Here is a 1,095-nt window from a genome sequence, read left to right as displayed (position 1 = left end):
TGTAGTGTCCGGGGACGTTGTGTGATCTGGACCCCGTGACACAGACGAGAACCTCCGGGCAGAGTGGAGCTGCTACCACTGCCGCTCTAACCCCGGAGGTTCTCGTGTCCCACGCTAATGCAGCCCTCACCCCACGCCAACGACTACGCATCGCCCAACTCATCGTGGACGACGGTTGGACGATCGCTCACGCCGCTGACTACTTCCATGTCGCCTGGCCGACCGCCCAGAAATGGGCCCGCCGCTACATCGAACTTGGCGAGACCGGCATGGCTGATCGTTCTTCACGTCCCCTCACGCACCCGAACCAGACGGCGCGACCCCTCGTGCGAAGGATCATTCATCTGCGGACCACGCGCCGGCTCGGCCCAGTCGAGATCGGCGCGCTCACCGGCGTGCCGTCTTCGACCGTCCACGCAGTACTCGTGCGAGAACGCTTGAACCGGCTCTCCCACATCGACCGCAGAACCGGGGAACCAGCAAGGAGATATGAGCACGATTATCCGGGCTCACTGATCCATGTCGATGTCAAGAAACTGGGCAACATTCCCGACGGTGGTGGTTGGCGCACGGTCGGACGGGTGCAGGGCGGCAAGAACCGGGCCGCGACGCCCGGTAAAGAGCGAAGTCGTTCTCGTGACGTACTGATGCGTCACGCCTACGTGCATACCGTGATCGATGACCACTCTCGTGTCGCGTATGCGGAGATCCATGATGACGAGCGTGCGGTGACCGCGATCGGGGTGCTGCAACGGGCGGTGTCTTGGTTCCAGGACCGAAACGTGCGGGTGGAACGTGTGCTCTCTGACAACGGATCCGCCTACCGGTCGCATGCGTGGCGGACGGCATGCAACGACCTGGGCATCACCCCGAAACGAACCCGCCCCTACCGGCCGCAGACCAACGGGAAGATCGAGCGGTTTCATCGCACACTCGCGGACGGGTGGGCCTACAGTCGCCACTACTCATCCGAACGAGTACGCAGGAAAGCGTTACCGGCGTGGCTGCACTACTACAATCAACATCGGCCACACTCGGCCATTGGGAAGCTCCCGCCAGTCACTCGGTTATCAAACAACCTCGCCGGACACTACA

1 protein-coding gene is annotated in these 1,095 nt (G+C 62.5%); it reads left to right on the top strand.

Annotation, left to right across the window (positions count from 1 at the left end):
* Positions 1–104 precede the first annotated feature (104 nt).
* The coding region (locus tag AB0O71_RS15470) for an IS481 family transposase (RefSeq protein WP_363746743.1) at positions 105–1,095 on the top strand (991 nt) is incomplete at its 3' end.

Origin of the sequence: Leucobacter sp. NPDC077196 (genome assembly GCF_040687075.1) — a bacterium.
Taxonomy (GTDB): domain Bacteria; phylum Actinomycetota; class Actinomycetes; order Actinomycetales; family Microbacteriaceae; genus Leucobacter.
This window is presented reverse-complemented; position numbering and strand designations above follow the sequence as displayed.